19 protein-coding genes are annotated in these 23,964 nt (G+C 44.1%); 12 read left to right on the top strand and 7 right to left on the bottom strand.

Annotated elements, in window-relative coordinates:
• Positions 1-33: 33 nt before the first annotated feature.
• From A3IK_RS0114180 to A3IK_RS0114165, 4 genes are all read right to left on the bottom strand, one after another.
• Positions 34-456: a hypothetical protein gene (locus tag A3IK_RS0114180; protein WP_020560644.1), complete on the bottom strand. Its 423-nt coding sequence runs from the start codon at positions 454-456 to the stop codon at positions 34-36.
• Positions 446-3,148, bottom strand: a complete 2,703-nt coding sequence (locus A3IK_RS0114175) for a COR domain-containing protein (protein ID WP_020560643.1) — start codon at positions 3,146-3,148, stop codon at positions 446-448. The genes A3IK_RS0114180 and A3IK_RS0114175 overlap by 11 nt, the downstream gene beginning before the upstream one ends.
• 98 nt (positions 3,149-3,246) lie before the next feature.
• A complete protein-coding gene (locus A3IK_RS0114170) occupies positions 3,247-4,458 on the bottom strand; it encodes an exonuclease SbcCD subunit D C-terminal domain-containing protein (RefSeq protein ID WP_020560642.1) in 1,212 nt (403 codons plus the stop codon).
• 4 nt (positions 4,459-4,462) lie between these two features.
• Positions 4,463-6,067, bottom strand: a complete 1,605-nt coding sequence (locus A3IK_RS0114165; RefSeq protein ID WP_020560641.1) for an acyl CoA:acetate/3-ketoacid CoA transferase — start codon at positions 6,065-6,067, stop codon at positions 4,463-4,465.
• A gap of 179 nt (positions 6,068-6,246) precedes the next feature.
• Here A3IK_RS0114165 and A3IK_RS0114160 point away from each other — a divergent pair, with 179 nt between their 5' ends.
• The 5 genes from A3IK_RS0114160 (at position 6,247) to A3IK_RS0114140 (ending at position 11,223) form a co-directional block, all read left to right on the top strand.
• Positions 6,247-6,942, top strand: coding sequence for a DUF6683 family protein (locus A3IK_RS0114160; RefSeq protein ID WP_020560640.1), 696 nt, complete (start codon positions 6,247-6,249; stop codon positions 6,940-6,942).
• A 526-nt stretch (positions 6,943-7,468) separates the two neighbouring features.
• Positions 7,469-8,287: a hypothetical protein gene (locus A3IK_RS0114155; protein ID WP_162596666.1), complete on the top strand. Its 819-nt coding sequence runs from the start codon at positions 7,469-7,471 to the stop codon at positions 8,285-8,287.
• Positions 8,288-8,437: 150 nt separating this feature from the next.
• Positions 8,438-9,556: a Re/Si-specific NAD(P)(+) transhydrogenase subunit alpha gene (locus A3IK_RS0114150; protein WP_020560638.1), complete on the top strand. Its 1,119-nt coding sequence runs from the start codon at positions 8,438-8,440 to the stop codon at positions 9,554-9,556.
• The gene (locus A3IK_RS0114145; RefSeq protein WP_020560637.1) at positions 9,557-9,850 is read left to right on the top strand and encodes an NAD(P) transhydrogenase subunit alpha part 2; all 294 of its coding nucleotides are present in this window, start codon (positions 9,557-9,559) and stop codon (positions 9,848-9,850) included.
• Positions 9,847-11,223 carry an NAD(P)(+) transhydrogenase (Re/Si-specific) subunit beta gene (locus A3IK_RS0114140; RefSeq protein ID WP_020560636.1) on the top strand — a complete coding sequence of 459 codons (1,377 nt, stop codon included), beginning with the start codon at positions 9,847-9,849 and terminating at the stop codon, positions 11,221-11,223. Before A3IK_RS0114145 ends, A3IK_RS0114140 begins: the two co-directional genes overlap by 4 nt.
• 47 nt (positions 11,224-11,270) lie before the next feature.
• Here the strand turns inward: A3IK_RS0114140 and A3IK_RS0114135 are convergent, their stop codons facing one another.
• Both A3IK_RS0114135 and A3IK_RS0114130 read right to left on the bottom strand, forming a co-directional pair.
• A complete protein-coding gene (locus A3IK_RS0114135) occupies positions 11,271-11,552 on the bottom strand; it encodes a hypothetical protein (RefSeq protein ID WP_020560635.1) in 282 nt (93 codons plus the stop codon).
• Positions 11,553-11,735: 183 nt separating this feature from the next.
• Positions 11,736-13,022 carry a tetratricopeptide repeat protein gene (locus A3IK_RS0114130; protein ID WP_020560634.1) on the bottom strand — a complete coding sequence of 429 codons (1,287 nt, stop codon included), beginning with the start codon at positions 13,020-13,022 and terminating at the stop codon, positions 11,736-11,738.
• 281 nt (positions 13,023-13,303) lie between these two features.
• On the opposite strand from A3IK_RS0114130, the gene A3IK_RS0114125 reads away from it, so the two are divergent.
• Positions 13,304-13,981 carry an SH3 domain-containing protein gene (locus A3IK_RS0114125; protein ID WP_020560633.1) on the top strand — a complete coding sequence of 226 codons (678 nt, stop codon included), beginning with the start codon at positions 13,304-13,306 and terminating at the stop codon, positions 13,979-13,981.
• A gap of 303 nt (positions 13,982-14,284) precedes the next feature.
• Here the strand turns inward: A3IK_RS0114125 and A3IK_RS0114120 are convergent, their stop codons facing one another.
• Positions 14,285-15,058, bottom strand: a complete 774-nt coding sequence (locus A3IK_RS0114120) for a TSUP family transporter (RefSeq protein ID WP_020560632.1) — start codon at positions 15,056-15,058, stop codon at positions 14,285-14,287.
• Positions 15,059-15,578: 520 nt separating this feature from the next.
• On the opposite strand from A3IK_RS0114120, the gene A3IK_RS20480 reads away from it, so the two are divergent.
• From A3IK_RS20480 to A3IK_RS20935, 6 genes are all read left to right on the top strand, one after another.
• Positions 15,579-17,042, top strand: coding sequence for a hypothetical protein (locus A3IK_RS20480; protein ID WP_162596665.1), 1,464 nt, complete (start codon positions 15,579-15,581; stop codon positions 17,040-17,042).
• A gap of 292 nt (positions 17,043-17,334) precedes the next feature.
• Positions 17,335-17,577, top strand: coding sequence for a DUF6489 family protein (locus A3IK_RS0114105; protein ID WP_020560629.1), 243 nt, complete (start codon positions 17,335-17,337; stop codon positions 17,575-17,577).
• Positions 17,578-17,710: 133 nt separating this feature from the next.
• Positions 17,711-19,192: a circularly permuted type 2 ATP-grasp protein gene (locus A3IK_RS0114100; RefSeq protein WP_020560628.1), complete on the top strand. Its 1,482-nt coding sequence runs from the start codon at positions 17,711-17,713 to the stop codon at positions 19,190-19,192.
• Entirely contained in the window at positions 19,189-20,157 is a 969-nt protein-coding gene (locus tag A3IK_RS0114095) for an alpha-E domain-containing protein (protein ID WP_020560627.1), read from the top strand. The genes A3IK_RS0114100 and A3IK_RS0114095 overlap by 4 nt, the downstream gene beginning before the upstream one ends.
• A 104-nt stretch (positions 20,158-20,261) precedes the next feature.
• Positions 20,262-23,567: a transglutaminase family protein gene (locus A3IK_RS0114090; RefSeq protein ID WP_020560626.1), complete on the top strand. Its 3,306-nt coding sequence runs from the start codon at positions 20,262-20,264 to the stop codon at positions 23,565-23,567.
• Between the two features lie 133 nt (positions 23,568-23,700).
• Entirely contained in the window at positions 23,701-23,871 is a 171-nt protein-coding gene (locus A3IK_RS20935) for an AAA family ATPase (RefSeq protein ID WP_083915744.1), read from the top strand.
• The last annotated feature ends 93 nt before the right edge of the window (positions 23,872-23,964 follow it).

The raw sequence follows: 23,964 nt of genomic DNA, 5'->3' as shown, positions 1-23,964 counted from the left end.
ATGTTATGATCAGTAGACCAGTGGAGTCAGTGCTTAACGAATAAGCACTAAGACCAGTACAAGGCCAATCAATAGCGGTAGATGTAGGCTAATTAGTGAGGGTGCGAAGAGAACTTTCCAAACGGAACCAACTTGGTCTTTAAACTGGCTAATATCCATTTTGAAATCTGTTGCGCTATTTTGGGGTTGTTGAATATAGTGATTGTAAAGCGCTCGAAATTGCCGTTCTTTTTGTAGATAGAGTGCATCGAGTAGCCAAAAGGCGAGTATGACTAAGACGGCTGCCCATGCAATTTGATCTTTATCTTCTTTGGCTATAAAGAGTAGTAAAGCTGAGGTGAGGGTAATACTCCAGCCTTTGATAATAAAGGCATTACCCGCCAGACGATTAATGACTTGCTGAATCATTTCGAGGTGTTTTAAACGTCCGGTATTGATGGGTGCGTCATGAGACATTGGTTACTCCTTTTTTCTCAAGTAGGGCTTGAATGGTTAAACGCAAACCTTTTTGTACATCTGCCCAAAATTCATCGGGATCAGCCCATTTTTTAAATGGCCTACCATCAGTTGGCAGTGCTGTGATATTACCAATATCATAATCCCTCCAACCCTCAGTTTCACGAATAATAATTGGAATTATAATATTTTGCTCTTTTTCATAGATTTTGAGTGCTTCCACAATTTCTCTAGTGAAACAATAGTCCGATGCGATAAAATCAGGGCTTACCAGCAGAATCACTATATCGGCTTGTTTAAGTTGTTTAAAGATCACATCATGAACGGAAGAACCTGCTAGTAGTTTACGATCATGCCAAAACTCGATGGGTAGGGCGCGTCCGAGGTTTTTGAGGCATTGCTCCGTTTTTTCTAAAAAAGGCTTTTCATCGGCATGAGAATAAGAAATAAAAATTTTGATTTTTTGATCCATTGTCGATTCCTCTTCTTGAAATGAATTTGCTGTTAAGGGCTTTAGTGGTTCAGTAGCGCCTTGTTTGGTTAGAGACTCTTCATAACGCCTATGGGGACTAGCATCTTGAATAAACTTACGCAACTCTAGAAGTAAAGGATCTAGGCGCTCTCCTCTTAGTTTAAAGCATACTTGGCCTTTATTAGAGAGCTTCTTATTATCTAGCATAGCCTCCATTAAGATTTTCCCTTGTGGAGTAACACAATAAACCCCATTAAACCATGGAGTACTTTGGTCTTGATACTTCTCTCCTAATTTAATAATTAAACGCTCAACAATACTACGATGCAAGAAAGGATAATCGACAGTTAAAATCCAATCATCTGCTTGGTCACGCCCCCAACTAGTTTTAATAGGTGTATTTTGTGGCAATAAAGCAGGAATAATAAAATCATATTGTGTTAATCTCTTTTTATAATCATAGGTTTTAGCATAACCAATGTGGCAGTTTTTCATAAACTCCAGATAGATTTCTCGCTCAGCCTCTTTCTCATTAGGCCAAATATCTTCCAAATCATCTGGAGCCAAAAGACCACCTGCCCGCTCAATCCGAGCACGAAACTTCTTATTGGGATCAAAAACCTTATATACCGCCTCAATCGCCCAGTTTTGATCTAGAATTATTTGATTTTGAAATATATCTGCTTTATAAAAAAGCACTCCTGTATCATGCAAGTACTTTACAAACCAAGCAGTATTACTTATACCATGCCCAATGCAAAGCTGCTCAAAATGGGCAAAGGGAATTGTTTTAGTATTTTCCGAGCGTAAACGCTCTAATTCACTTTGCACAGAGAGCCATGAATTGGGTAGATCAAGGCAAACTTTGCCACTTAGCTTGTTGATGGCATCTTCTAATGCACCTCGTAGAGTGTTTAAACCCTCATACTTCAAAGCCGAAACTTTAATTCCATGCTCGACTTGATCGTATCCGATACAGTTTTTATCTAATTCTGGTGGGCTAAAACCATCGTAATCACTCTTATCAATCTGGTTTTTCACTAAAATAATGGGACAATTTTCACCTAAATCATGAATCAATTCGAGCCAGTAGCTCACCGGATGGCGAGTTTCATTTTCATGCTCTTCTGTATCCTCTGCCCAGAGGAGGAGATAAACGCGATCATTGGATAAAAATAGGCGGTGGGTCGCGTGATAAATTTCTTGCCCACCAAAATCCCATAGATTGAGCGTTACTGGTTGCTCTAAACCCTCGACCCTGAGGTCAATGTTTTTCACCACAATGCCATGTGTGGTGGTAAAGTTTTCAGTTGGGGCTTTGCGATGCTCAAGTGCATAGGCGAGTGTACTTTTGCCGACTAGTCCATTGCCGATTAACTGGACTTTGAGTTGCTGGACTCTAGTAGCGCCTTTGGCTAGAGCTTGCCAATAGTGCCTAAGTGGTTCGAGGCAACCACTACTAATGTGACTACTAAAAATATACGGCGGAATATATGTTATAGGATTACCATAAAGATTTAGGCTCTTAAGCTGATTAATCAATCCTAATGTTTTAATCAGCTCTATGGACAAAAGTTGATTGTTTCGACAGTCTAAGATTAGTAGCTGTGGAGTAGCATCCAAGCCCGCTAACGTCTCCAATCTATTATCACTACAATATAAGATTAGTAGCTGTGAAGCAGCACCTAAGCCATCTAATGTTGTTAACCTATTATTACGACAATATAAGCTTTGTAGCTGTGAAGCAGCATCCAAGCCCGCTAACGTCTCCAATCTATTACGACTACAGTCTAAGTCTTGTAGCTGCAGAGCAGCACCTAAACCCTCTAACGTCTCCAATCCGTTACTATGACAGTCTAAGGTTCGTAGTAATGGAACATACCCCAAGCCATCTAACGTCATCAATCTATTATAACTACAGTCTAAACTTTGCAATAGTGGTATATATTGCAACCAATCTAAGTCAGCAAACTTATTGCGACTAATATTTAATTTCGTTAGTTGTGTAAGCTTTTTAATTTGAGGAGAAATAGAGCATATAGTACCGTGCTTACCCCAAGACCCTGAAACATCTAACTCCGTCAACCACTCTAGCTCAAACACCGATTCGGGTATTTCTGCCAAATCTAGCTTGCTTAAATCTAAACGTGGCGAGCGCGTTTGCCGACACTCGTCAATTCGTTCTAAAACAATCTCTTCTGGGGTTTTATCTGATGCCATAAATCACTCTCACCAACAGCACCCCGGCATCTTAACCCAAACCTTAACGCTTCAACACTACATTAAACTTGAATTGATAGATGACTAAACACTAGAACTCATTGCTGCAAAGTCGCAACCACCTCTTTATACAAAAGCTGTAAATCAGCCCATTGCGACTCTGGCACTTGATGAGCTTGTAAACAGCGCTCAAACACCTCAAAGGTATCCAAATCATCTAAACTCTCACCCAGTTGTAGCGGCTGCAACACCTGATCACTGATACGGGTATTTTTAATGCGTAAAATCTCGACCTGACTCCCCGCCGTAATCAACTCTAATTGCTCGCGTAAATCCCCAATGACCTCCTCACCCTCATAAATCACCTCCACCCACATCGATTGCTGCAGCGCTACTGCATCCGCCAAACGCTGCTGTAAAACACTCAAAGAACCCCGCACTTGCTCTAACACCTGAAACACCGGAACAGGTACGAGCTTTACCACCGGCGCTGCAGTACCAAACTCCACCACACACACACTTTTAGTTTGCCGCGCCTCCCCAAACCCCATCGCAAGCGGCGAGCCACTATAGCGCCGTGTGGCAACGCCCCCGACCACTTGCGGCACATGCAAATGCCCTAACGCCACATAATCAAAACAAGCAGGAAAATAAGACACCGGAATATGCCCCAAAGACCCCACATACAATTCCCGCACCCCATCCCCCTCGGCGGTTTGCGCCCCACTAGTAAATAAGTGTCCGGTGGCAATAATCGGGATAGGCTCAGAGCATTGTGCTTGAGCCTGCAATGCAAGTTCGGCTAATTGCGCATAGTGGGTCTGAATACCTTGCAATAACTTCAGCTCTTTATCTTCAATCGTCTCCCCTGCCTCCGCATGGCGCAGATCTCGATCCCGTAAATAGGGTACGGCGCAAATCAGGGCTTGCGGTTGCCCCTTTGCATCACAAAGCGTAATCAGCTCATCACGCCAATCCGGTGTGGCGGCACCGACCACATAAATATTCAAACAACGCAATAACGCACTCGGTGCATTTAAAAACGCCGGGGAATCATGATTGCCCGCCGTAATCACCACATGCCGACAACAGGTATTGCCCACTGCACGCAAAAACGAGTAATACAGCTCTTGGGCTTGATTACCGGGTGTGGTGGTATCAAATATATCGCCTGCGACAATTAACACCTCCACCTCTTCCGCTTGAATTGTTGTGATGAGCCACGTTAAAAAGGCAGAAAATTCACTATAACGCTTTTTACCATAGAGCAAACGCCCTAAATGCCAGTCGGAGGTATGCAGTAATTTCATCACATTACCCCGCTAAATCTGCTTTTAAGCCCATGGGTTGATCCGCAAAAATACGTGCATCCATGAGCTTTAGATCAGGCGCAAGCGCGGGTTTAAAATCCATTTGTGCCAAGATATCGCGCTCTAAATCCATTCCGGGGGCCAGCTCAATCAGCTCTATACCCGTTGCACATAAGCGAAACACCGCTCGCTCAGTGATATATAACACTGGACGCTTAGAGGCAAAGGCGACTCGCCCGCTAAAGGTGCGATGCTCGACGGTTTTAACAAATTTGCGCGTTTTACCTTCTTGGATAATCTGAAGTGCTTGATTATGGATAGCGAGTTCTAAAGCTCCAGCGGTGAAAGTCCCCACAAACACCACCTTTTTGGCGGTTTGAGAAATATTAATAAAGCCCCCCGCTCCCGCTAATTTCACCCCAAACTTACTCACATTGAGATTACCCTCTTCATCGGCCTGCGCTAAGCCTAAGACCGCAATATCGAGGCCGCCCCCGTCATAAAAATCAAATTGATTCGGCTGGTCTAAAATTGCTTGGGTATTAATCGCCGCCCCAAAATTTAAACCCCCGGCTGGAATTCCGCCAATCACCCCCGGCTCAGCGGTGAGGGTCATGAGGTTAAAAATATCCTCCTCTGCTGCCACGGCTGCGACCCCTTCGGGCATACCAATCCCTAGATTCACCACAGCACCCGCGTCTAATTCCATCGCAGCACGGCGGGCAATAATTTTGCGCTCATCCAAAGGCATCGGAGCCATCGCCGACACGGGAGTACGTAACTCACCCGAAAAAGCCGGATTATAGGGTTCAATAAAGGTTTGATGCTGATACTCGGCTTTTTCCGCTACCACAATGGCATCGACTAATATGCCCGGCACTTTGACTAATTTAGGGTTTAACGTACCGCGCTCTGTGATACGTTCGACCTGAGCAATCACAATGCCACCACTATTATGAGCTGCCATAGCAATCGCTTGCGCTTCTAGGGTGAGGGCTTCTTTTTCCATACTAATATTGCCCGCTAAATCAGCGGTGGTCCCCCGAATAATACCCACCTGAATCGGGAAACTTTTATAGAGCAGATATTCCTCGCCCTCGATCTCTAGGAGCCGGACTAAGTCCTGCTGAGTCACCGCATTCAATTTACCGCCCCCAAAGCGCGGATCAACAAATGTACCTAATCCCACACGGGTTAAAGTGCCCGGCTTACCGGCGGCAATATCGCGGAATAAATGACAGATCACCCCTTGCGGTAAATTCCATGCCTCAATTGCATTGGCTGCTGCTAATGCACCTAGTTTCGGTGCTAAGCCCCAATGCCCACCGATCACGCGCTTGACTAACCCCTTATGCCCAAAATGATTTAGCCCCCGCTCTTTACCATCGCCTTGACCAGCGGCATAGACGAGGGTGAGGTTTTTAGGTTCTTGACTCTCGACATAGCGCTGCTCGATGGCTACGGCAATATTCTCTGCAAATCCAATACCAATAAAGCCCCCTGTAGCGACGGTATCGTTTTCTTGAATCAGACTCACGGCTTGACGTGCGGTGAGGATTTTTGAGTGAGTATGGGGATATAAAGCAGTGAAGCGCGGATGTTGTTTCATAGGGAATACTCAAGCCAAATAGTGCGGGAATTATAGCTATCTTAAGGAGGGATGCACTAAAGCTTTACCACCTATCGTTGAATCCCCTACGCTTAAGCTATTAGCCCCTTTAGTCTCCCCCCTAATAATGATGCGACTCACTACACTCAGTACACGCCTTAATAATTGAGACCCACGAGATGAGAAGCATAAAAATAGTCTTACCTGTCAAGTTATTAGTGACTTTACATCTCACAATGGTCAATTCTTATGCGAGTTATAAACACCCTATTGCTAAAACAGATGCTTTGCATTCCCTTAGGATGGCAGCCGCACCAACAGATACCCAGCCCACACCTCCCCAGCCAGAGGTGGATTATTTAAGTTTTAAAGCCGATTTAAACTTGCGCCGTCAATTCACCCAACAGTTTATCGATAGAATCCAAAGCCAAAACCCCTTAGGCGCTGAGGCACTTATCACCCTACAAGCACAAGGCGATATTATTGCCACCATCGAAACCACTCTGGCGGCTAAGAATCTAACCGTCACGCATTTAGCTGATGCGTATACGGTGTGGTGGGTGAGTATGTGGCAAGCGGCACAAGGCAAGCCTTATGAGTTGAACCGTGAAACCGCACAAGCAGTACGCCAACAAGCCACCCAAGCACTCTTAAAAACTGGGGTATTTAAAACCACGCCGGATGGCAGTAAACAAGAATTAGCTGAAACTTTATTACTCCAAGCGCTACTGCTGGATACCACACTGACCCACGTACACTCTAATCCCTCGTTGCTCCAGCAACTGAGTGAGTCGGTATTAAATGAAGCACAACAATCCGGTTTAGCCCTCGATCAAATGACCCTAACCCCTAAAGGTTTTGTGCCTACCCGCTAGCGCGATCAGCACGTAAAACAACACTCACCTATAATCATTCATGCCAATTACCAGCGGGTTAAATAACAGGCGTGAAGCAGCACGAGAATATTCCTAACAGCATTGACATCTCTAGGTTGCAGCGCCCACACTTAAAACAAGACCTCAGTCTTATTCACGAGTCTGGAATTACTTCTGGCTCTTCAGGATCTTCCGTGGTGAGAACCTTTCTCATTATTCTGTTGGATAATTCTTCTTAACGAAATCAACAAGTTGAGATGTTCAGTTTGCTAAGTTTTGCCCTTAATCTGATCAAAAATTGATCATTACCACGGAAAATCCCAAAGAGCCTTAATTCTTTTCATTTTAATGGACGCTCATTATGAAAGTTATAATAAGATATTTATTAACCCACCAATTAAATAGTAGATAGAACAAATTATAACCTATTGATTTTTAATAAAAAATAAATAGAATTTAGTTTAACTATGTCGCCTATTTATTTAGGAGGTTAATATTGTGCTTATCAGTCGTTGAGTGTTGGAGCGTGAATGGCAATGCCGATGATAAACTATTTTTCTATATGAAAAATCAATTCATTCGCCATGGCTTTATAAGCCTTGGTGATATAACTTTATCTACAAAAAGCAACTTTCAGGTCAATAGAATCCGATTATGGCTAAAAGAAAGAAATATAAATGCTATCAATGCTAGCTTAAGCAATAACATTCTATCTATTAATAATACTGAAGATTACGATACCAAGAAAACAGACACCTGTAATAAACTAGATAAATATATAATATGCAAAAATAATGAAAATGGCTGGAACAAAAACAGTGGCTTTGTCACATTATTATTAAACAATAAGAAAAAGTTAGTTTTACCAGAAAGAACTATATCCTTGCTATTATTGAATAAAAAGGCGGTGGCATTTACTTCTGTTGGTGGTGAGCTAACTAGCGTTGCATCATCGGGAAGAGGTGTATATGAAATTAATGTTAAGGGCAAAAAACCTTATCTTAGAAAAATAATAGATTGGGATATTGCGATTACTCAAGCTATTGTACTAAATGAAGAAAAAGGCGAGTTTTTATTTGTAACGTTTAAGGGTGAACTCGTTAAACTCATTTATAGAGCTAATGCGAAATCCTATAGTCAAAAGCTAATGAGTGTAAAAGGGTGGTACCGTAATTTCCCCAATAGCATGATCAAATTAAGCGATAGTATTGTGTTATTAACAACCTATCGTGGTATCACCTTAATAGACCTAGATAGAAATATAACAGAGGCCATGATTCCTAATGAATCAGTAGTCGCCCGTCGTAGGGTCAAGTTTCAAATTGCTCTTCCTGATCAAAAATGAACATCCCAACCTCCTTAATCCATACACCGTATAGGGACAAAGTACTAGCTAGCAATAGATAGCACACGCCTCCCTTAAGCCGCCAAACTTTTTAGCAAAATTTGTTATATGATGATGCGGTCACAGTTACACATGGGAGGATAAACAATTGTGTCAACTACCATAGCGATTCCTAAAGAAACGACCCCCGGCGAAAAACGGGTTGCCCTTGAACCCAGTGTCGCCACCAAACTGCTTAAACTCGGTGCTCAAGTGTTGCTCGAACAGGGTGCCGGTACTCATGCCCACTACCCGGACACTGCCTTTCAAGGGGTGACTATTAGCCCTAAAGCAGACCTCTATAATGCTGATATTACCCTCACGGTACAAATGCCCCGCCTTGAGGAGATAGCCCTACTCAAGCCGAATAGTATTTTGATTGGCATGCTCAATCCCTATCAACGCTTGGAGCAGGTGAAAGCACTCGCCGCACGCGGCATCACCAGCTTTGCCATGGAACTCATCCCGCGTATTTCCCGCGCTCAAGCCATGGATGTATTGTCGTCACAAGCATCAGTCGCAGGTTATAAGGCGGCGATTATGGGTGCGGACTTAGCGAGTCGTTTTTTCCCTATGCTCACCACCGCTGCGGGTACGATTCGCCCGGCTAAAGTAATTGTCATTGGTGCAGGTGTAGCCGGTTTACAAGCAATCGCTACCGCACGGCGCTTAGGGGCAATTGTCGAGGCCTATGATGTACGCTCTGCGACGAAAGAACAGGTGCAATCCCTTGGAGCTAAGTTTATTGAGCTAGGGATTAAAGCCGAAGGCAGTGGCGGCTATGCGCGTGAACTCACCGCCGAAGAGCAAGCTCAGCAACAAGCGGAGTTAGCACAATATTTTGCTAGTGCCGATGTGCTGATTACCACCGCAGCGATTCCGGGTCGCCCCTCGCCCAAAATCATTACGGCGGAAATGGTTAAAGTCATGAAAGCGGGTGCGGTGATTATTGATATTGCTGCCGAAGGCGGAGGCAACTGTGTATTAAGTGTCCCCGGACATACCATCACTCAGCACTATGTCACGATTCATGCCCCGCTGAATGTTCCGAGCCAACTCCCCACCCATGCCAGTGAAATGTATGCCAAAAACCTCTTGAGCTTTTTGAGCTTATCACTGAAGGATGGCAACTATCAGCCTGATTTCAATGATGAAATTATTGCGGGTTCGTTATTAACGCATCAAGGTAAGATTGCAAATGAGGCGGTACGCCGCGCTGCGGAGGCTTAAATGGAAGGTTGGATTGCTCTTTATATTTTTACGCTAGCCGCGTTTACGGGCTATGAGGTTATTTCTAAAGTTCCGGTGATTTTACATACCCCCTTAATGTCTGGCTCTAACTTTATCCACGGTATTGTTCTAGTCGGTGCCATGGTCGCTCTGGGTCAAGCGGAGAGTGTGGGACAACAAATCGTTGGTTTTATTGCGGTATTACTCGCCGCCGGTAATGCTGTGGGTGGCTATGTGGTCACTGAGCGCATGCTGGAAATGTTCCAAACCAGCAAAGGAGGTAAACGCTCATGAACTTTATAGTAGAACTGGCCTATTATATCGCTGCGGTGCTGTTTATTATTGGCTTAAAGCAAATGGCCTCGCCTACGACCGCGCAACGCGGGATTCAATGGGCGGGCGCGGGGATGGTATTAGCCACCGTCGTGACCTTTGTTCATCCTAGCATTAATACCAATTATATTCTGATCATTTTAGCGATTGCGATTGGCGGTGGTCTTGCTTGGAAGAGTGCTAAAACGGTCGCCATGACCGATATGCCGCAAATGATTGCCCTTTATAATGGTATGGGTGGGGGTGCGGCTGCCGCGATTGCCGCCGTGGAGCTGATGAAACATCATGGTCTAAGTACGGGTGTACAAACACTAGCGGTAGTAGGGGCTTTAATTGGTGCGATTGCGTTTGCAGGTTCAGGCATTGCCTTTGCTAAATTACAAGGGATTAAAGCCTTCCGCGCTAGTATTCGTTTTCCCAATCAGCAATTAATCAATGGTGTTGTGTTTGCTGTGGCGGTGTTATTAGGGTTAGTGATTATCTTCAGTGGTAATGACTATAGCTTGTTTATCCTCGCCCTCTTCTTTGTAGCAGCACTCGCTTTTGGGGTATTAATGACGCTACCGATTGGTGGAGCGGATATGCCCGTGGTGATTTCACTTTATAATGCCTTTACGGGTTTAGCGGTCGGCTTTGAGGGCTATGTATTAGATAATCCTGCCATGATGATTGCCGGTATGGTCGTCGGCTCAGCGGGTACTTTATTGACTCAATTAATGGCTAAAGCCATGAATCGCCCCATTAGCAATGTGCTCTTTAGCCAATTTGGTACCAGCTCTGGTGAAGAAAAGCCCATTGCTGGCTCCATGAAGGCGATTGAAGCCCAAGATAGTGCGATTATGCTCGCCTTTGCTGAAAAAGTGATAGTCATTCCGGGCTATGGTATGGCAGTCGCTCAGGCACAACATAAAGTCTGGGAACTGTGCAAATTACTGCAACAACGCGGTGTGATGGTGAAATTTGCTATTCATCCCGTCGCAGGACGTATGCCCGGACATATGAATGTATTACTCGCCGAAGCTGGGGTTCCTTATGATTTAATTTATGACCTAGATGAAATTAATGAGGAATTTAAAACAGCCGATGTCGCAGTAGTCATTGGGGCTAATGATGTCGTTAATCCGGTGGCATTAACCGATCCTGCGAGCCCCATTTATGGTATGCCGATTTTAAATGCACAAGACGCTAAAAATGTCATTGTGATTAAACGCGGTCAAGGGGCAGGCTTTTCTGGTGTAGAAAATCATTTATTCTATGCGGATAATTGCCGAATGCTCTATGGTGATGGTCAAGCAGCCGCTAATGACTTAATCCATCATATCAAAGAACTATAAATAGAAACCCCGCTCAGCCTAAAGCATGAGCGGGGTAGAGGAAGACATTAGATACCGCAGGTTTGTTTATTTACGCAAGGTAAATTACCACGGTGTGCAGCAATCACATTAGCTAGGCTTTTTAAGCGACGCTCACCATAAGCATCCCCTTTGCTACGACGCTCAGCCGCCATTCTTTTTAAACGCTTAATTTTAGCAGTCAACTGTTTCTCCGCTTTTTTGCAAGCTGGATTAGGCTTACTCGCAGCACTTGCTGTACCGGGTGCAATCATAGACACTGCTAATACAGCACTTGCTACTAAACCACTTAATGTTGTTGTTGCTTTCATAAGCCAGAACTCCTTTTCAGATCAGTTGTTTTAAATTGGGTAAGTGATAGCTATAGAGTTTAATCATTACGCCATAATTTAAGATCCAAAATGGATAAGCGGTAAAGTTTAAAAGACAAGAGGTATAAAAAATAATAGGTTCATCGTTTAATTATTTTTTTGATTCTATATAAGCACCATCAATCAAAAATAATACTCACCACCAATAGGGCTTTCAATGCTATAAGGCGAGCGTTTATTTCCGCCTAGTTTCCCACCTTTTAACCACTCCGCGTGTTGCTGATAAAAAGTGAGATGTCTATCAAAACTAGTTTTTCGTTCAATAGAAGCAGCTAAGATACGCTTTGTCAACCCTGTGAGCATTTCACTATCGTCTGTTAAACCTAACTCAGACCATGGTGAGGTATAAAATTGACTAATAACCCCTACTACATCGGGTATAATCATTGAGCGGCTTAGCCAAGTATGATGCAAAGCAAATACGGTTTGATTAGGTAAAATATCAATCAATGGCTCAATACCATTAAATGATTGACTATCTGCTGCCACTACTAAGCAATCCGTAAAATCCTCCATGATTTCCAATAGGTTACAAGGTAGCTGTAGTAACTCTGCTAATACTAAACCTAATAACATTGACTCAGGATCGGGTAAAGCGACTATTTTTTTAGGGATACGCTGAGTGCTAGCTAAATATCGGGTTAAGTTATCTAAAATTAAATGTACAAAAGATAAATCACCTACTAAATGAGTATAACGCCCCCCCGCAATAGCAGTATTTTCTTCGTTATAAGCTAAAATAGCACAACCATATTGTACAAAGTGCCATTCTCGAATAGGCACTTGATCATTAAAGCTTACTTGCTGATAACGCTTTAAACTTTCTTGTAGCTCGGTCACTTTATCTTGAATCAAATCAGCCGATTCATTGAGCTTTTTATTATCCAGTAATAACTGTACATCATCAATAAACTCAATAATACCCTCAGGTTGCTTCAACCATAGCTTACATTGATAGTATAAATAGGCTGCCCAAAAATCGCTTTCATAATCTACCTTACTCAATGCCGCTAAAGCTTCTTGATTCTTAAAGCGTGCCATATAGGCAAAAGCCAACTCATAGGCTGCATCGATATTAGTCGGGGCTAGTTTTAAGGCTTTTTCGAGTAAAGCTGCTGCTAACTCATAGTGCTCGGTATCAATAAAATGATAGCCTAAATCAAAAAAGGCTTGAAACTGATTAAAGTCACTTAAGGCAATGGCAAATAAGCGCCGCTCTTCTGCTCCATTTAATTTAGCAAAGATATCTCTGGCTAATAAATAAAGTAATTTATAATCCGCATCGACTTGCAGACCCAATGCCAACTGTTTTAATGCTTCAGGATAGTATCTTTGTTTATATAAAATTACTGCTTGTTGATAGTAATGATGAGCAGTAGCTTCAGGGGCTACTCTAGCAGGTCGGATCATGGGGTCATCCTTCGTTAATAGGGGTCAGCTACACACTCACCACTATATATCACAGCCTTGGTTTAATTTAGTAGAGCCTGCTAGACGGCCATTTTTATAGGAGTCTGTTCAAAAATAGAGCAAAAAAATCCCTAATCTACTCAAAAATAGTTTTTTAATGCAGATATTTTCATAAATGCCATTACACTAGTAGGCACGTCCACAACACTACTCGTAGTTTAGCTCAAAAACTATTCATTTGTGTTGCTGTTCAATAGGAAGTTGATTTGATAGGAGTCTCCATGAAATTATTAACCACTCTTTTAACTACCAGTATTTTGCTAGCTACTGCTGCACCTTTATCCGCATCGACCACTCAAGTAGATAAGCAAAGCCGTGTCTATTCAGTGACACGTATTACCCCTAACGATAATCTCAATGTACGCTCAGGCCCTGGTGTCAACTACCCTGTGACGGCGGTACTCCCCTTTAATGGCAAAGGCGTTATCGCTACGGGTAAGCAAGCCACTCAAGGCTCTAGCACTTGGAAGCAAGTGACTTGGGCTGGTGTAGAAGGTTGGGTTAATCAACGTTATCTCGTCGCAGAATCTGGCACGGTAGCTGCCAATACACACAAACCTCAAGCATCAGCACCTGCTAAACCTCAAACGGCAAAACGCGTGGTGATGAGTTGTATGGGAGCCGAGCCACGCTGGACTATTCACATTAGTGCCACCAGTGTACATGTCATCGATCCTAGTAAAAAATCGTATACGGTTCCGGTTACCTTCCGCCAACAATCCGCTAATCAATCCAGCATTGCCATGGTCGGAGGCAAAAAAGATCAACGCACGACCCAGCTCTTTCTACAAAAGGTAGCGTCTTGCTCGGTAGGTAATGCGTCTTATAACTACAGCCTTACCGGATCCTTGGATGAGCGCCAAGTAGTATCCGGTTGCTGCCGCGTCATTAACCAATAGTCGTATTTTTCCTACCGTTTAACGGGTGGTTTATACCCCCTGATGCCACCCGTTATTATGATAAAAATCAAGCGCTCTGCTGTTATTTTAGGCCAAAAAATTAATCAAAGCGCACTTTACTTTTCAAAAAAATATGCTATTTATGTAGACAACACGCTAAAGATTATTCGTCAAATAGGACCTCTAATCAGCATAGCGAGGATGGCCTTCTACCTCGTCGGTGATCTTTCTGCCCAGAGACTACTTGCCACCGTACGATGTATAGTAAATACGCTTAGTAGAGGGTCATTCTCACTGTGTTGATTAGCTAAAAATCAATAGCTTGACGGATACCACTAGGGATACCACAATTAAAACCGGGCGAATTAATTTAGCTCCATGCTTACTCGCCATTTGTGATCCTATAAAGCTTCCGGCTATTTGCCCTAGCCCCATTAGTAAACCTAATACCCATAATACCTCACCATGTAAGGCAAAAACTATCAAGGCTGCTAAGTTACTGGTGAAATTAAGTAATTTAGTTAAACCTGTCGCCCGCTGAATTCCTAACCCTAATAATAACACCGCTGCCATAACAAAAAATGTTCCTGTTCCTGGACCAAAAAAGCCATCATAAAAGCCAACCCCTGTCCCGATAATAATGGCAAACCCCGTATGGCTAATTCGGCGCTGACGCTCTTGATCATTTAAAGAGGGGGCAAAAATAAAGTATAAAGCAAATAAAATCATTAAAAATGGAATCACTTTATTTAAAATAGAGCTATCCAATTGTTGTACCGTTAAAGCGCCTAAAACTGACCCGATAAAAGTTAATAATACCGCCAACTTATAATCACTCGGCTTTAATAAACCTTGGCGCGTATAGTTTAAAGTAGCCGTCAATGAGCCAAAACTGCTTTGTAATTTATTAGTTGCTAATACCTGCACAGGGGGAATACCTGCCCATAACAAAGCTGGTAATGTAATTAATCCGCCGCCCCCACCAATAGAATCCACCCAGCCTGCAAGTACAGCTAAAGCGACTAGTATTACTACCACATCACCGGATAAAAATCCCAAACCTAAGCTACCATCCATAAGTTACCCTCTCCATAAAAAGTCAGAGAGCATACCTTGAGTGCTATCTTGCTGTAAATTAATTAAAACTTAAACTAATTGAATAAGAAAAAACTTATTCCTATTGAAACATATGTCATACAATATTTTTATAGGCGGTCATTAAAAAATTATAGTGACTTTTATTGCTTAAAAAGTAAATACCTGAATCGGGTACAATACGCTACCTTTCATAGCTAGATGTTGACAGCCTATCTAAAAAATATTGTCGCACAACCCCTAGGAATATCTAAATAGTGCTATCTAACAGGAAGTAAAGTAAGTAATGTTCGCGATATATTTTAATTAATATGGACGTTAATAACATATATATTATGTGTTGATAGGGGTTATTTAAAGTTTGCAAATGGATAACTCAATATTGTTACACATAACATTTACAACTAAATTACTATTCAATTTAATATACCTTACTACTTAGTGAATATCCTCAGTTAGAAATTAATACTAATGGTTTTTCATTTTATTTCAGGTATACGTTATGAATAACACGATAACACAACGCCCGGTGACTACTAACTCCACTTTAACTAATACCCTCCCTACTATTCGTGGTGGGACAAGTTTATTAAGTGGTGCTAGCTCTACTAGCATGCCGAGTTTATCTAATTTATCCAGCCTATTAAGTGGTGGTAGTTCTACTAGCCAATCAAGCGGTGGTAGCTCTACTAGCATGCCGAGTTTATCTAATTTATCCAGCCTATTAAGTGGTGGTAGTTCTACTAGCCAATCAAGCGGCGGCAGCTCTACTAGCATGCCAAGTTTATCCAACCTATCCAGCCTATTAAGTGGCGGCAGCTCTACTAACCAATCCAGTGGTAGTGGTTCTGCTAGTATCCCCAGTTTACTAGGTGGTGCTAGCTCTGTTAGCACTCCTAGCCAATCAAGCGGTGGTAGCTCTAGTATCAGCCCATCAATCATGAATCTAATTTCACAAATGCTCTCCTCATTTGGTCAAGGTGGCACTAGCGGCTCAGTATCACTTGGTTGGGGTGGTAATGGTGGAACCGGCTGGAATGGCATGAATGGCTGGAGTGGCTGGGGCGGCACAAATGGCATGAACGGCATGAACGGCATGAACGGCATGAACGGCATGAACGGCATGAACGGCATGAACGGCATGAACGGCATGAACGGCATGAACGGCATGAATGGTTGGGGCGGTTGGGGAGGAGGCGGTAGTGTTATTACACAAATCCCTGTACCCGTGCCTGTTCCAGTACCTATGCCGGTGCCTGTTCCAGTTCCGGCTCCCGCTCCTATCGCCCCCGTTTCTATTGGTCATGGTGCCACCATTTGGGGTGACCCTCACTTTGTTGGTGCCGATGGTGAGAAATATGATATTAAGGGTGAAGCAGGCAAAACCTTCAATATCATCAGTGACAAAGGCTTCCAGCTCAATGCTGCCTTTAGAGCTAAAGGCTCCAATCAAACCCTCATGGGGGCTATTGGTGCTACCATTCAAAATGAAAATGGTACTTATAACGTTAAGGTTACTGAAAAAGGTGAGTTAACCATTAACAATGAGCAAATGAAAGATGGGACTTATCAATTAGGTTCAAGCGCTGTTAAAAAGCAAGGCAATCAAGTCACCATTAAAACACCTGAGTATGAAATCGGTGCCGGCCCTTCAAGTGGCGAATTAGCGTTAAAATTCAAGAGCAGTAACGTTGCTGCAGATGGCGTTTTACCTCACGGCTTCTGGGGTCAAACGGCTGATGGTAATGGCAAAAAACGCGATGGTGAAACCGGTGATAAAGCCCAAGGGGGTGGTGTACTCCAAAAACTAGATGGCTCTATCTCCAGTAAAGGCGATACACAAACCTTTAAACTCTATGAAGTTAAAGACCTATTTGACACCGGCTTTACTAACTTCAATCGCTTTAATGGTAACACCGGTCATGTCGGTAATGCTCAAGTAGCTGCCGCAGGTAGTGCTGACTAAGCCTAACTCATTAGCATTTTCACACGACCATACAGCCAGCAAGCCCTTAGGGTTTGCTGGCTTTAATCCTCTCCCCTTCCTCACTCAGGCCTAGCACTTCAATTAGGCTAGTAGCAAGTAACCTCTTTTATTTTCACCCATCTCAGCCCCTCTCCTACAAAAGTATTGCAGAAGTTCAAACACTTAACTTGCATTATGATAAAAATAACAATATTTTTCTGTTCGACGCTAGAAAATCCCTGCAAATGTGATCATGATAACGGGGATCAGCACCGTAGGAGGAAAATCAGCGATGAAAGTAACAATAGATGTGGATCTAACCCCAGAAGAAATGCGTCGACTCATTGGTTTTCCCGATGTACAGCAGTTTAATGAGGCCGTAATGGAAGAAATGCTATTACGCCTTAAAGCGGGTACAGAAGGCTATGATCCGTTGCAATTCTTCCGTGCGGGCATTATGGGCAACACCGATACCTGGACTAAATGGACTGAATTATTTAGTCCCTTTGGCTCAAAAACAGCTAAACCTCAATAATACTCTTAATCGAGTGTGATAACGCACTAAACGGTATGCTTTTTGCTTTACTAATAGTAGGAAGTATGGGCGTGGTAGATACCGTAACTCAACCACTACCCCACTAACAACAACTCAGTTTGGAAATTATCCTATGCGCCAGGAATGGAACCGATACCACTCGCAAACTTATTATGATGAGCTGATTGCTGCTCCCGGACAGCCACGCCCTACTAGCGAACGCTTAGTTGACTTTTTAAGCTCACAGACCCCTCAACATTTTAAACAATGTGTGAGTGAGGCAGAGGCGACTATTCGTCAAATGGGTATTACCTTTACGGTATATAGTGACGCGGGCAATATTGATCGTGCTTGGCCTTTTGACATTATTCCCCGCATTATTCCCGGCGCGGAATGGGATCGCACTGAAATGGGGCTTAAGCAGCGTATTCGCGCTCTTAATATGTTCATTCAGGATCTCTATAATGGTGGGCAGATTGTTAAAGATGGAGTGATTCCATCCGATGTAGTCTATCAATCTAAGGGCTATCGCAAAGCTTGTGAAGGCATGACGCCCCCTCATGGTGTTTGGGCGAATATTTGCGGCTCGGATTTAGTGCGTCACAGTGATGGTGTTATGTATGTACTAGAGGATAATTTACGCGTTCCCTCTGGTGTAGCTTATATGCTAGAAAACCGCACCATTACTAAGCGCGTGTTGCCTGAAATTTTCAAACTCATGCCCATCCGCCCTGTGAGTGCTTATCCCTCACAGCTCTATGAGATGCTCGCCTCGCTGCGCCCTGATCTAGATCATCCGACCATTGCCCTACTCACCCCCGGCATTTATAACTCAGCCTATTTTGAGCATGCCTTTTTAGCACGCCAAGCTGGGTTAGTTTTATTAGAAGGCTCGGATTTAACGGTGGGCAAAGACAACTATGTCTATATGAAAACCATTAAGGGGCTTGAGCGGGTTGATGTGATCTATCGCCGTATTGATGACGACTTTATTGACCCCGAAGTGTTCCGCAAAGATTCTATTTTAGGCATTCCGGGCATTATGCGCTCATGGCGCGATGGTAAAGTTGCCATTGCCAATGCACCGGGGTGTGGTGTGGCGGATGATAAAGTGATTTATGCCTATGTCCCGGATATGATCAAATACTATTTGGGCGAAGAAGCTTCCTTACCAAATGTCCCAACTTGGGTATGTCGTCGTCCTGAAGACCGTGAATATGTGCTCGATCATCTGCCTGAGTTAGTGGTAAAACCAGCTAATGAATCCGGTGGTTATGGCATGTTAGTAGGCCCACACTCTACCCCTGAGAAAGTGGAAGAGTTCCGCAAACTGATTCAGGAGAATCCGAATAACTACATTGCCCAACCCACTTTAAGCCTATCCGTCACTCCAACCGCAACGGATGAAGGTATTCAAGGGCGGCATGTGGATTTACGTCCCTTTATTTTGAGCGGTAAAGATATTTATGTCACGCCGGGCGGGCTAACTCGTGTGGCCTTAGTCAAAGGCTCATTAGTCGTCAACTCCTCGCAAGGGGGCGGCAGTAAGGATACTTGGATTGTGAATGAATTCATGCCCAATTTTGATGACCCCACGCAGGAGATTGAAGCATGATTACTATGCTGTCCCAAGTTGCTGAACGCGTGTACTGGATGGCTCGTTACCTAGAGCGAGCAGAAAAAACGGCACGCCTGATTCACGTCCACACCTCCTTACTCATGGATTTACCGGATCGCATGGAAATCGACTGGTATACCCTCGTGCGCTTGTTTAATGCCGAGCACGATTTCCGTGAGCATTACAATGAGGCGAGTGAACGCAATATTATGCAGTTCCTCGTGGCGGATCGGAATAACTCCTCCTCGCTCGCAACATCACTCGCGATGGTGAGGGAAAATATTCGTACCTCGCTCAATGTATTGCCCGAAGAAGTATGGGAGCAGGCGAACCGGATTCATCTCTTGATGAATGAATCCCTCCCTAATACTTCAGATCGACACTTGCGCCAACAATTTATGCGTCAGGTCATGGAGCATTGCCAATGTATTCGTGGTGCGCTCGATAGCCACATGAGTCGGGATAATACCTTCGACTTTATGCAGATCGGCAAACACATTGAACGCGCGGATATGAGCACGCGGATTCTAGAAATGACTTCATTACTATTAGCCGATGACCGCAGTGATATACTACGGCGCTATGAGGGCATTCTCTGGGGGAATTTATTACAAGCTTTAAGTGCGCGGCAGATGTATATGCAGCACGTTCATGCTAGACTCAATGGAGTTAAAGCCATGAACTTCCTACTGAAGGACACTATTTTCCCCGGTTCCGTCGGTTATTCATTAGCCGCGATTATTCGACGCATGTGTTATTTACCGCAGCCTGAGTTCCCTATTGCTAAAGTGCAAAAAATACGTGATCGACTCGCGAGTGCTGATATTACTTCCATTCCAGCTGATCAAGTCCATCTATTGATGGATTCCTTACAAAGCGAAATGGGCGACCTCCAAGAGAAAATTGCTAAAACATGGTTCTACCCGACCTTTAGTCAAACGCAAACGCAAGCCCAATCATAGTCTGGCTAATCATCCCTACAACAAGCCAAGGATTAGGATTAGTTAGTACCCTGGGCAAATCTAGTTTAGATTTGCCCTTCTACGAGCTTACCAAAGAGAACGCCATGAGTATTCACGTTACCCTGAACCATCGTACGGTTTATAAATTTGATCGATTTGTTAATTTATCCCCCCACATTATCCGCTTACGTCCGGCACCTCATACTCGTACCCCGATTCTGGCTTACTCCTTAACTGTTAAACCAGAAGATCACTTCATTAACTGGCAACAAGACCCCTTTGGCAATTGGCTTGCCCGTATCGTGTTTAATGAACGTGCCAAGGAAATGAGTGTTGAGGTCAATCTCACTGCTGATCTGGTAGAGATTAATCCTTTTGACTTCTTCGTCGAGGAATATGCTCAGCATTTCCCCTTTAAATACGACGCAGAAGTGGCTAAGGAGCTAATTCCTTACTTAGAAGTGCGTGACAACGGCCCCTTACTGCAAGAGTGGATTAAAGGTATTGATTACAGCCAAACCAATACTATTTTATTTTTAGTTGCCCTGAATCAACGTTTACAGCACGATATTAAATACAATATCCGTATGGAGCCGGGCGTACAAAGCCCAGAGCATACCCTTGATATACTCACCGGCTCTTGTCGGGATAGTGCTTGGTTACTAGTACAGATTTTACGCCATTTAGGTTTAGCGGCCCGCTTTGTTTCGGGATACTTAGTACAACTGACCCCAGATGTGAAGGCACTCGATGGCCCTAGTGGCCCTAAAGAGGATTTCACTGACTTACATGCGTGGACGGAAGTCTATCTCCCCGGTGCGGGTTGGGTGGGACTAGATCCCACTTCAGGGCTATTTGCGAGTACCGGACATATTCCCTTAGCGTGTACCCCTTCCCCTAGCAGTGCAGCGGCGATTCACGGCTTTACTGATCCATGTGAATCCACGATGGAGTATTCCAATACCGTCGTGCGTATTCACGAAGACCCACGGGTCACTAAGCCTTATAGTGATGCACAATGGGCGGATATTATGGCTTTAGGGCGTCAGGTGGAAGCGAGCCTAACCGCGCAAGATGTACGTCTCACTATGGGTGGCGAGCCTACTTTCGTGTCTGTGGATGATGTGGATAGTCCGCAATGGAATCAAGCCGCTCTCGGCGAGCATAAACGCGAACGCGCTGGCGTCTTATTCCGTCGCATGCAACAAGTGTTTAGCTCCGGTAGCTTACTCCATTTTGGTCAAGGCAAATGGTATCCCGGCGAACCCTTCCCCCGTTGGGCTTTAGCCTGTTACTGGCGTACTGATGGACAGCCATTATGGAATGACCCGCAATTAATTGCCGACGATACCAAAGACTATGGCTATGATTTAGAGGATACCAAACGCTTTGCTGACTTGTTGTGTCAAAACCTCGGTCTTTCTAATGAGTTTCTAGTACCGGGCTATGAAGATAGACTGTACTACTTATGGAAAGAAGCCAGTCAGCCGATTAATATCGACTGGTTAGGGCTGGATTTAAAAAATAGCGAATATCGCAATGATTTAGTGCTGGCTCTGCAACGCGGCCTCAATCAGCCCAATGGTTATGCTCTACCCTTACGCTGGAATTTTATGGAGCAAAACTGGGATAGTGCACCGTGGTATTTCCGTCGCGAATCCATGTACCTGATTCCGGGTAACTCCCCCATGGGCTTACGTTTACCTTTAGATGCGTTGCAATATACCCCTTTTGCTGAGCGTGAAGTGGAGGCTAAACCCGATCCGTTTGATACACCAGAAGTACTCGCTGCTGCGGCTAATTCAAAACCTGTGAAGCCTTATCCTAAGGACTATCACGGCGAAATTATTCGCACCGCTCTGTGTATTGAAGCGCGACAAGGACGGATGCATGCCTTCTTGCCACCGTTTAATTATCTCGATCAATATGTTGAACTGATTAACGCTCTGGAAACCACCGCTAAACAGCTCAATATGCCCTTATTGATTGAAGGCTATGAACCCCCTAGTGATGCACGCTTAAAATCCTTTAAGGTCACGCCTGATCCGGGGGTCATTGAGGTGAATATTCATCCAGCTTCCGCTTGGGATGAATTGGTGCATAACACCGAAACACTGTATGAAGAGGCACGTTTATCTCGCTTAGTGGCTGAGAAGTTTATGCTCGATGGTCGTCACACCGGAACGGGGGGTGGTAATCACGTCACCCTAGGTGCCGCACGCCCTACCGATAGCCCCTTCTTGCGTCGTCCTGATTTGCTGCGTAGTTTGATTACCTATTGGCAAAATCACCCTGGGCTTTCGTATTTATTCTCTGGCACCTTTATAGGCCCTACTAGCCAAGCGCCACGGGTTGATGAAGCGCGTGATAGTAGCTTGTATGAATTGGAAATTGCCTTCCAACATATGCCTACTGGGGATGTGAATCAGCCATGGCTGGTCGATCGCCTATTGCGTAACTTATTAACGGATATCACTGGCAATACCCATCGGGCTGAGTTTTGTATTGATAAACTCTATTCACCCGATTCTTACAGCGGACGCCAAGGTTTATTAGAGCTACGTGCGTTTGAAATGCCACCGCATGCTCGCATGTCTTTGGTACAAATGCTGTTATTACGTACTTTAGTTGCACATTTCTGGAAAACGCCTTATCAGAAAAAATTAGTACGTTGGGGCACCGATCTACACAACCGTTTCATGCTGCCGCATTATGTGTGGGAAGATATGCGTGATGTCTGTGCTGATCTACAAGCGGCGGGCTTCCCCTTCCAATTAGAATGGCTCGAACCTTTCCATGAGTTCCGTTTCCCTGTCTTTGGGCGCGTGCAATATCAAGGCATGGAAATTGAACTCCGTGCCGCACTTGAGCCTTGGAATGTGTTGGGTGAGGAAATGAGTAGCAGCGGGACTGCTCGCTTTGTGGATTCCTCGATGGAACGCATTCAAGTGAAAGTCTCAGGTATTCGTAGTGAGCGCTATGTATTGGTCTGTAATGGACGCCGTGTGCCCCTGAAAAATACCGGGGTTCAAGGCGAATATGTGGCAGGGATTAAATTCCGTGCATGGCAACCGCCTTCCGCTTTACACCCCACTATTCCCGTGCAAACACCGCTAGTATTTGATCTGGTGGATACATGGAATGGGCGCTCGATTGGTGGCTGTACGTATCATGTGGTGCATCCGGGCGGACGTAGTTATGAAACCTTCCCGATTAATGCATATGAGGCAGAAGGTAGACGTTTCTCACGTTTCCAAATGACCACCAATACACCGGATGTTATTGAACCTAAGCCTATTTCAGGCGGAACCTATCAGTTCTACACCAATGGTATGGTTAAACCGATGGAACCACCGAGGGAAGAAGTTAATCCTGATTTCCCTAATACCTTGGATCTCAGACGGGTTTAGTTTTAAGTAATCCCCTATCTGCACCTGAACAGGCAAAGATTATTCTTTGCCTGTTTTCTTGAATGAGAGTGCTTGACACTCAAGCATTGCCTGCCACACTAACAGTATCCTTTCAATCGGATAATCATAAGCCATGTCTGAACATTTTATAAAAACACTCAACATTGAAAACTACAAATGCTTTCATAATTTTGAAGCCAAGGGGTTTGGTAGAGTTAATCTAATATCAGGTAGAAATAATGTTGGGAAAACGGCTTTTTTAGAGGCAGCTGCTCTTAGTTTTCGCCATCAACCATTTAATTAGACGGTTAATAACAAGCTAGTCCTCCTACTATCCCTATAGTGGACTATAGAAATAGTAGGAAATAATCACCTCAATTGAATCAATTACAAACAG

Source organism: Thiofilum flexile DSM 14609 (genome assembly GCF_000380185.1).
In the GTDB taxonomy this organism is placed as follows: Bacteria; Pseudomonadota; Gammaproteobacteria; order Thiotrichales; family Thiotrichaceae; genus Thiofilum; species Thiofilum flexile.
Note: the sequence above shows the minus strand (reverse complement) of the source record. Positions and strands in the feature narration are given on the sequence as shown.